The following is a 9111-nucleotide window of genomic DNA, read 5'->3' as shown; positions in this document are numbered from 1 at the left end:
ACATAAACCTGAGCCCACTGCTCTATGACTTCGGTCAGACTACCTGGGATTATGACGATACCGATCTGGATCCGAGTGGTCAGTTGACCAACGGTCAATACAGAGTGTCTGTATTCGGTTCGGATGCACGTCCATGGATCGAGGACGGTGGATATATCCGCTTGAGGAATATCGGACTATACAAGACCTTCAAGATGAAGTTCTCTGAAGGGAAGTCCACCTTGAAGTTGGGCGTATCCGCTTCTAACCTCATTAACATCTTCGATTACAACAGTTACGATCCTGAGGTTTCGAACTTTGGAGGAAACGTACTGGCAAATGCAGTCGAGGTGACTCCATATCCTAGCTCAAAGCGGATCAACTTCCACCTAAGAGCCAATTTCTAAGAACCATCAAAAAGAGAATACAATGAAAAAGTTAGTGAACAATATTGTTTGGTTAGCGGCTCTCTTGGTGGTGATACCATCGTGTGAAGTCGAAGACATCGTAGATCCGAATGGACCGAGTGCTGAGAGTTTTGCTCAGGATGCTACTTCAGCAGACTTGCAACTCCTCGTATCCGGTCTACAAGCGATCCAGCGATTGGACCTTGAATTCTATTTCGAGTCTGTGAGTCTCGTTGGACGCGAGTACTGGGATCTGAATAACATCGATCCTCGATACACAGCTGAAATACTTGGTAAGAATGGAGTGGATCTGGACAACAATGGATTCTTGACCACTCGAGCTTTTGCAGCTAAGCACAGAGCGATGCGTAATGCACACATCCTCATCGAGGCTGCTGAGAACGGAGTGGTATCCGCTGAAGCCAGCAATGGCTACACCGGTTTTGCCAAGACCGTACTCGCCTACGAGAAACTCCTCGAGTTGAATCGTCAGTATGAGAATGGGGTCAGAATAGATACCTCCGATCCAGAGAATCTCGGACCATACTCGGCCGGTTATCAAGCCGGACTGGATGGTATCCGTGGAATCCTGGACGATGGATACTCTGACCTGCAGAATGCCGGAAGTGAGTTCGATTTCAATCTCTCGACCGGTTATGCTGGATTTGATGATCCTGCAGGAATGGCACAGGTCAACCGTGCGATTGCTGCCCGTATTTCCATCTATCAGAATGATGCATCTCAGGCCTTGACTGATCTGAATAATTCGTTCTTCGATATCAATGGGGATCTTTCTACAGGTGCGTATCACTCATTCAGTCTCAGTGCAAATGATCAGGTCAATCCCCTGTTCTATGTATCTGGACCGGATCAAGACCGCTATGCGATACATCCTACATTCTTGGCAGATGCTGAGGCTGGAGATACGCGCGTAGCTGAAAAGACCGAGGACTGGGGTACGACCGTATCAGCGGATGGATTGGATGGAACCCACGGTTTCGTTCCATTCGATAGCAATACGGATATGTTCCCGATCATCAGGAATGAGGAATTGATCCTCATCTATGCTGAGGCGAATATCAACTCCAATCCAGCAGAGTCTGTCAATGCGATCAATGTGATCAGAACTGCTGCAGGACTAGGTCCGTATATCGGGGCTATCACTCCTGATGCCTTGGTAGATGAGATCCTGATGCAACGCAGATACTCTCTCGTTGGAGAAGGTCATTACTGGGTGGATATGAGAAGGTATGATCGCTTGGATGAACTTCCGATCGATAGACCGGGTGACACGGTGCATACCCAATTCCCAAGACCTATTGCGGAGAACGAGTGATCGGACCCGCATTATTTGACAATTCGATCAAATAGAACCTACCGCCATCCTTCACCAAGGGTGGCGGTTTTTCTTTGTTATCAACTTACATCCCGAGACGTATTGATTTTCAATAGCTTTGCAGTAGAATGAAGAAGTTCCTCTCATTTGATCTGGATGTGATCGGTATGTCGGCATCCTTGCTGTGTGCTATCCATTGCGCGCTGGTTCCGCTCATCTTGACCTTTGGTCTACTTGGCGGAGTGAGTTTCTTGGCAGATCCGCTATGGGACGTGGTATTCATCGGTCTTTCCTTCATCTTGGCAACGGCATCCCTACTCAATGGATACCGGAATCACCATGGAAGGATCGGACCTCTGGTCTTGGCCATTTCCGGCTTTCTGGCCATTATCCTCGGTCACCTTGTCTTCCATAATTTGCTCGGGGATATCCTCTCTGTAGCAGGAGGGTTGAGCATTGCTTATGCTCATTTGATGAACTATAAGGCTTGCCGGACCTGCACCCGCTGCAGGGATTGACCTAGCCTCTTGGTTTTGCCTATTTTAGGGCGCCTTTATCCGATTTACGTATGATTCTAGAGATAGACCGAGACCTCGGTATTCCTGAACTTGTCCATGTATTGGATCATAGAGGAAAGATCCAACTTTCTGATGATGCCATCGCGCGTATACAGCGCTGTAGAGAATTCCTTGATGGATACTTCTCCAAAAGTGATGAAGCGGTCTATGGGTTGAATACCGGTTTTGGGGCCCTCCATGATGTGGTCATAGACAAGGGGGATGTCAATACACTTCAAGAGAACCTGGTTCGGTCCCACGCCTGTGGTATGGGTGAAGAGATCGATTCACGGGTGGTGAAGACTATGATGCTGCTCAAGGTCCAAGGCCTCTCATTGGGCTATTCCGGAGTGCAAGTAGAGACTGTGCAATTGCTATGTGAGATGTTCAACCGGGATATCGTACCGGTCATCTATTCCAAAGGCTCATTGGGAGCCTCAGGTGATCTTGCGCCCTTGGCCCATATGTCCCTCCCCTTGATCGGAGAGGGTGAAGTGCGTTACAAAGGTGATATCATGCCTTCCAAGGATGCCTTGTCAGCTGAAGGACTAGAGCCGATCCATCTACGTTCCAAAGAAGGACTGGCACTGCTCAACGGTACGCAATTCATGTCAGCGCATTGTGCGCTTCTCGTGCATGATTGTGAGCGTCTGTTCCATTGGGCCGATCTGCTTGGGGCACTCAGCGTTGAGGCCTTGGACGGCCACTTGTCTCCATTCATGGCTGAAGTACATGAGGTCCGAGCCCATGAAGGTCAGCAAGATGTTGCAGAACGGGTCCGTGCCTTCTTGAAGGGAAGTCGACATATAGAAAGGAATAAATCACATGTTCAAGATCCCTACTGTATCCGCTGTATCCCTCAGGTACATGGAGCATCCTATGATGCGCTTGCATTCATTCGTAAGACTACAGATGTAGAGATCAATTCGGTCACGGATAATCCGACCATATTCCCTGAGAAGGAGTTGATCATCTCTGCGGGGAATTTCCACGGTCAACCCTTGGCCTTGGGATTGGACCATTTAGCCATCGCTATGGCCGAGATAGGGAGTATCTCTGAGCGCAGGACCTATAAACTCCTGGGAGGGCTGAGAGGGCTCCCGGTCTTCCTCATCGAGAAGTCTGGACTGCAGTCGGGCCTGATGATCACCCAATATACGGCTGCCAGTATCGTCAGTGAGAACAAGCAACTCTGCACACCCGCATCAGTGGACAGTATCGACAGCTCCATGGGACAAGAAGATCATGTGAGTATGGGGGCCAATGCTGCTACCAAGGCCATGCGGGTTTACAGCAACTTGGAGATGATCCTAGCGATAGAGCTTTTCAATGCGGCCCAGGCCATGGAATTCAGGGGAGTGGGAGAGACCAGCCCCATCTTGAAGAAGCTGATACATGACTATAGGAAAGCCGTTCCTAAGATCGAAACGGATGTGAACTTCAGTCCATTATTGAGAAAGAGTGTGGAATTCATCCGCGCTCAGAGTCCTGAGTCCTTCAGGCCATGATCTGAAAATACCGCGATTAAGGTATCTTATCCAGGTCTGATGATGTCGATTTTTGCTCCATGACCGATGCCTCTCAACTCCCCATCGGGAGTAGTGCTTCCATAGTCGAATTGACCGATCAAGAGCAAGGACTGCGATTGCTGGAGATCGGGGTCAGACCTGGTAAGACCATACGGATCATTCGTACCTCTCCATTCAAAGGAGCCGTATTTGTCCAGATAGGAAGCAATTTCTTCGCTTTACGTCAAGAAGAGCTCAGCCATATACTCATCGATTGAAGGGATTTTGAGCTTGGATGATCGGAAGACATACGTATTCACAGGCGCTCCCAATAGCGGTAAGTCCACCATATTCAATCGTTTGACCGGATTACGTCAGCGAGTAGGGAACTATCCTGGAGTGACGGTGGATCGATTGAGTGGTATCCTCTCGCTCAATGATGTAGAGGTGGAACTCGTGGATCTGCCCGGTTGCTATAGTCTCTATCCGTCTTCAGCCGATGAGCGCATTGTCCTAGAAGTTCTATTGGGCTTGCGTACCGATATTCCAAATGGGGTCATCCATGTGCTCAATGCGGCTCACTTGGAGCGGAGTTTATTGCTTCTCAGTCAGGTCATCGATCTGGGGATACCGTCCATCGCCTTGCTCAATATGGGTGATCTTGCAGAGAACGAGGGACTTCTCACGGATGCCGTCAAGCTTTCAGATACTCTGGGTATCGAGGTCATACCCGTTAATGGACGCACAGGTGAGGGTTTTGATCGATTGGAAATGGTCTTAGAAGAGGGAATATTCCGGTCAGGTAAACCCTTCTTTCCCGATACGAACGCTGAGTCAGAGCTCATCGATGCTATCCAAGGTCTTATGCCATCGCTCGATCGCTATGGAGCGCAGTTATTGGCGGTTCAGGGAGAGCGTATACGGTCTTTTGACTGGGAATCCCTTCAGAATGCACTTCCCGGGAATGAACTGAACCCTATCCGCGTGGAGGTCGAGGATAAGAAGCAGCGACTGGCTGCCATACAAGACCGTACCGATGCGATCCAATCCCGTACGGGGAAGGCCAATATCGGCATCACAGAGAGATTGGATGCCCTGCTCACCCATAAGATCTGGGGGCTGGTCATTTTCCTCTTCATCCTCTTCTTACTGTTCCAGTCCATCTTCACTTGGGCCGAGCCCTTGATGGACCTGATCGATGAAGGCATGTTCGCAGTGATACAAGGGTTGAGGGGATTCTTACCGGCCGCATGGTATACAGACCTTATCTGCGATGGAATTCTCGCAGGAGTCGGGGGGATTGTCATATTCATTCCTCAGATAGCCATCTTGTTCGGCCTGATCGCACTGCTGGAAGAGAGTGGCTATATGACGCGTGCGGTATTCCTGAGTGATAAGTTGATGCGCAAGAGTGGTCTGAATGGGAGAAGCCTGGTCAGTTTGATATCTGGCGTGGCCTGTGCGGTACCTGCGATCATGGCCAGTCGTACCATTCCCAATTGGAAGGAGCGCCTCATCACCATCTTCGTCACGCCCTTCATGAGCTGCTCGGCACGTCTTCCTGTGTATATCGTGCTCATCGCTCTAGTCATTCCAGCCGATCAACAGATCGGCATCTTTTCCATGCAAGGGGTCGTGATGTTCGGATTATACATACTTGGAGCAGTGGCCGCGATCCTGCTGGCTTACGTCATGAAGAAAGTGCTCAAGACCGATGAATCGGGATTTCTCATGCTCGAAATGCCTCCTTATCAGGTGCCCCAATGGCGTAATGTCCTGCTGACCATGTATGAGAAGAGCAGGGTCTTTGTATGGGAGGCAGGGAAGATCATATTGGTCATTTCTATCATCCTCTGGACCTTGGCCTCATTCGGGCCGAGTGAGCAGATGGCAGCTGCTGAAAAGCAAGTGGAAACCATGCTGGTCAATGGTGAGATTCCTGAAGAAGAGTATGAACGCTACGTAGAAGCCTATCGCCTAGAGGCCAGTTATGTTGGTCATCTGGGAAAAGCCATCGAACCGAGCATACGTCCCTTGGGATTCGATTGGAAGATCGGGATTGCTCTTATCACCTCCTTTGCGGCCCGAGAGGTTTTCGTGGGGACGATGGCCACCATCTATTCAGCGGGCAGTGAGGGAGATGAGTATACCTTGATAGAACGCATGCGAAGCGAGCGGGACATCCGCACGGGGGAGCTGGTCTTCACGCCCATCAGGGCCTTGTCCTTATTGCTCTTCTATGTATTTGCCATGCAATGTATGAGCACGCTGGCCATTGTTAAGCGAGAGACGCGGTCCTGGACCATTCCTCTACTGCAATTCCTTGTCATGACCGGGACAGCCTACGTGGCCAGTCTAGCGGTGTGGCAGATCTTTGGGACATAAAAAAGGCCCCTGTATCGGGGCCTTTGAAGAAAATTCTCAGATTTCTCAATAGAACTGACTCATGAATCCACCTATGAGCATAATGGTCACTGCCCAGTAGCCCCAGTTGACTGCGATGTACTTGAAGCCTTTGCGCTCGAACATCGCATTGGTAGCCATGACAGGCAGAACCAAGAAGAGTGCGATGAAGAAGCCGTGCAGTAGCCCATGCCCGAAGGTGTTATATCTCGCACTGATGCTGTCTAAGAAATCAGTCATCATCACTCCCAGTTCAGAATCAGGTGCCACAGCGAGCTCAGGGTCCATGAAGACCGTCCCAGCTATCTGCATCTCATGATGTACGAAGTAGTTCATCATAAAAACGAGGATCAAAGAGAGAACATAGCTCAGGCCGAAGATGAGCGGCATGTTCCCGCTTTCCACATCTTCTTGAGTCACTTTGGCTGCTGTCATCCATGTGTTCCCAAATACCTTGGGATTGTACCAGATGAATCCGATGATCATCGGAATAAGCGCAGCTACGAAATAGGTCCAGATATTTCCGTCCATAATGGTCGAGGTTTAAAGGTTATATGGACAAGATAGGCAAATCAGAAAACGATTGCATGATAGAACAATCGTAAACTGAACAGTATCATGAGGATACCGATGATGCGATAGATCAGAGCAAGCCTCTCTGTGACCAGCAAGGACCTCAATTTCCCCGCAAAATAGGCCTTGAGGGAGTCAGTAATGAAGATGCCCAACAGCACCATCGCCAGATAGATATACAACTGTTGATCATAGCGCTCTTCGGCATAGCCGATCAGACCTATCCAGACCAAGAACACGAAAGGATTGACGAAATTGACCAAGAATCCCTTGCTGAATAGATTGCCGAAGTCCCTGGTTCCCAGTCGAATATCCTCCGGAGCATAGAGTTTGGGGTCGAGAATGTATTTGAGCCCGAGCACAAGAAGTATGACACCTCCTCCGATTGCAATCCAGAATTGATTGTCGACATCAGTGAAGAAAGCCTTTGCACCTAACAGGCAGATGCCCACTGCGAGCACGTCACTCACAATGATGCCTATGGCTACGGCCATTCCTCCTTGGAATCCGAAGCGCAAGGAAGCCTGCAACAAGGTGAACAGGACCGGTCCGATGAAGATGATCATCGCCAATCCAGTAAGTAGACCTTCTATCCAGACCATTGCCAGTAACTATTGGAGTTTGAAACGATTGTCCTTGAAGGCTTGGTTCAGTTCTCTGAAATCCAATGCTCCTTCGACCGACTTCAGGTACTCGCAAATGGTGATGGCCTTGCGGAGGCGCGTCTCAGTTCCTTTCGGTTTACCTACTATGTAGAGCAAGGAGCGTTGTTTGCCTGGACTCAGTTGCTGGAAATACCGATCGGCCTCAGGGTCCTGTGCCAGCAATTCCTCCATTTCTTCAGGCATTGGCATGCCGTATTTACTGGTGTCGGGTTCAAGTTTGATGCGCAATTCTGCTCCTTTGTGCACCCCCAGCTTTTTACATTCCTGCTTATTGAGCATGACGAAATACCTGCCATCACCCCGTGAGAGGAGAGCGCAGGATTTGGTCAGCATGTTGTCATAGGTACAGAGGAAACGCTTGATGTCTTTCTTCTTGTAGAAAAGCACGATATCCGTAGGTACATCCACAAAACGATTCCAGACGTTGGAATCGAGTTCATCGAGAATGCCGGTGAACTCCTTGGTCATCAATTACACAGCACATTGGCTGCCCACACGGCCATGAGCAGTTCGGGTTTTGCTTTCACAGTATATCCCAAAGATTGCACATATCCTGAAGCTGCCGAAAGCACCTTGTTGGAAGGAAAGTTCTCATCGCTATTGTAATCCAGATCTATCTGCTCCACTTCGATGAGCAGCTCATTCTGCAGGAACTCGGCCATCTCGATTGTTCGCTCTAATTCGCCCCAGAGTTTGGTGAACATATCGCGTATGATCGGAATACGGTCTTTCCTATAAAGTACGTGAGCTCCTTTACCTGGATGACGCAGTACGATGGTAGTTACATATACCGTATGCGAGCGGAAGTTCTGACTGTCACTTCCTAGATGGACCTCGCATTCTGGATGGAGGGATAGGTACTCGTGCAGATATGAAGAGATGTCTACCGGAGTTCCTGTGGTCATCACCCGGAAATCCTCGATATCTGCTTGCCCTTGATTCACGGGAGTTCAAAGTAGTATTTATCCACGAGTTGCACGGATTTCAAAGAAGAATGGATCCATGAATTTTAAACTCCTTATGAACAAGTGTTCTTATGCAGCGCATCGTAAGTACCTTTGCTCTTCGTTCAGAAGCTCTACATGGAGAATACCGACATACTGTATCACGAGGTCCATTTCCGATCGGAGTCAGCCGAATGGCTGCTGATGATACATGGAGCAGGAGGGAGCACACGTACCTGGAAGCGACAGGTGGAGAGATTGGGCAAGCATTTCAATCTCTTGATCATCGATCTCCCCGGTCATGGGATGAGCGCTGAGAAAGGGGTCAGAGACGATGCGTATACCTTTTCCATCATTTCACATCGTATCTGGGAAGTGGTGGACCATCACAGGATCGAGCAAGTACACGTACTCGGTGTTTCACTGGGCGCGATCATCGCACTCAGACTGGAGCAGTTGTACAATCATCGGGTCAAGAGTGTGGTACTGGCCGGTGCGATCGTTCAGTTGAATAGGAAGTTACGACTGATAGCCTCTACGAGTCTTTTCTTGGCCAAGTTGATCGGGTACAGGGCTTTTTATAAGATGGCTGCCCGTATCGCACTGCCCAGAGCCAATCATAAGACCTCGCGCGAGGTATTCATCAAGGAGTCAGAAGCGCTTACGATCGAGGAATTCCGCAAGTGGACCGAGATGTACCGCTCGCTGAATGTCACCCTCAAAGACCTCTACAATGAGG

General features: G+C 49.4%; 11 protein-coding genes. 7 read left to right on the top strand and 4 right to left on the bottom strand.

From position 1 onward, the window contains the following. The 6 genes from HKN79_03380 to feoB all read left to right on the top strand — a co-directional run. Window positions 1-386: SusC/RagA family TonB-linked outer membrane protein (locus tag HKN79_03380; GenBank protein NNC82594.1), on the top strand; the 386-nt coding region annotated here is incomplete at its 5' end. Between the two features lie 22 nt (window positions 387-408). Continuing rightward, the gene (locus HKN79_03375; protein ID NNC82593.1) at window positions 409-1722 is read left to right on the top strand and encodes a RagB/SusD family nutrient uptake outer membrane protein; all 1314 of its coding nucleotides are present in this window, start codon (window positions 409-411) and stop codon (window positions 1720-1722) included. Between the two features lie 128 nt (window positions 1723-1850). Beyond that, window positions 1851-2240: a MerC domain-containing protein gene (locus HKN79_03370; protein ID NNC82592.1), complete on the top strand. Its 390-nt coding sequence runs from the start codon at window positions 1851-1853 to the stop codon at window positions 2238-2240. A gap of 50 nt (window positions 2241-2290) precedes the next feature. Then, the gene (hutH, locus tag HKN79_03365) at window positions 2291-3787 is read left to right on the top strand and encodes a histidine ammonia-lyase (GenBank protein NNC82591.1); all 1497 of its coding nucleotides are present in this window, start codon (window positions 2291-2293) and stop codon (window positions 3785-3787) included. 59 nt (window positions 3788-3846) lie between these two features. Next, window positions 3847-4065 (top strand): ferrous iron transport protein A, encoded by a 219-nt coding sequence (locus HKN79_03360; protein ID NNC82590.1) that lies wholly within the window; start codon window positions 3847-3849, stop codon window positions 4063-4065. A 7-nt stretch (window positions 4066-4072) separates the two neighbouring features. Next, window positions 4073-6172 (top strand): ferrous iron transport protein B, encoded by a 2100-nt coding sequence (gene feoB / locus HKN79_03355; GenBank protein NNC82589.1) that lies wholly within the window; start codon window positions 4073-4075, stop codon window positions 6170-6172. A 45-nt stretch (window positions 6173-6217) separates the two neighbouring features. Here the strand turns inward: feoB and HKN79_03350 are convergent, their stop codons facing one another. The 4 genes from HKN79_03350 to HKN79_03335 are packed head-to-tail and all read right to left on the bottom strand — an operon-like array spanning window position 6218 to window position 8372. Continuing rightward, window positions 6218-6721, bottom strand: coding sequence for a DUF1761 domain-containing protein (locus tag HKN79_03350; GenBank protein ID NNC82588.1), 504 nt, complete (start codon window positions 6719-6721; stop codon window positions 6218-6220). Window positions 6722-6762: 41 nt separating this feature from the next. Beyond that, window positions 6763-7365 carry a LysE family transporter gene (locus HKN79_03345; protein NNC82587.1) on the bottom strand — a complete coding sequence of 201 codons (603 nt, stop codon included), beginning with the start codon at window positions 7363-7365 and terminating at the stop codon, window positions 6763-6765. Window positions 7366-7374: 9 nt separating this feature from the next. After that, window positions 7375-7896, bottom strand: a complete 522-nt coding sequence (locus tag HKN79_03340) for a hypothetical protein (protein NNC82586.1) — start codon at window positions 7894-7896, stop codon at window positions 7375-7377. Beyond that, window positions 7896-8372, bottom strand: a complete 477-nt coding sequence (locus HKN79_03335) for a hypothetical protein (protein NNC82585.1) — start codon at window positions 8370-8372, stop codon at window positions 7896-7898. The genes HKN79_03340 and HKN79_03335 overlap by 1 nt, the downstream gene beginning before the upstream one ends. Window positions 8373-8510: 138 nt before the next feature. Here HKN79_03335 and HKN79_03330 point away from each other — a divergent pair. Further along, window positions 8511-9111, top strand: a 601-nt coding sequence (locus HKN79_03330) for an alpha/beta fold hydrolase (protein NNC82584.1), incomplete at its 3' end; no start/stop codon positions are given.

The sequence above is a fragment of the Flavobacteriales bacterium genome (assembly GCA_013001705.1).
In the GTDB taxonomy this organism is placed as follows: domain Bacteria; phylum Bacteroidota; class Bacteroidia; order Flavobacteriales_D; family JABDKJ01; genus JABDLZ01.
This window is presented reverse-complemented; position numbering and strand designations above follow the sequence as displayed.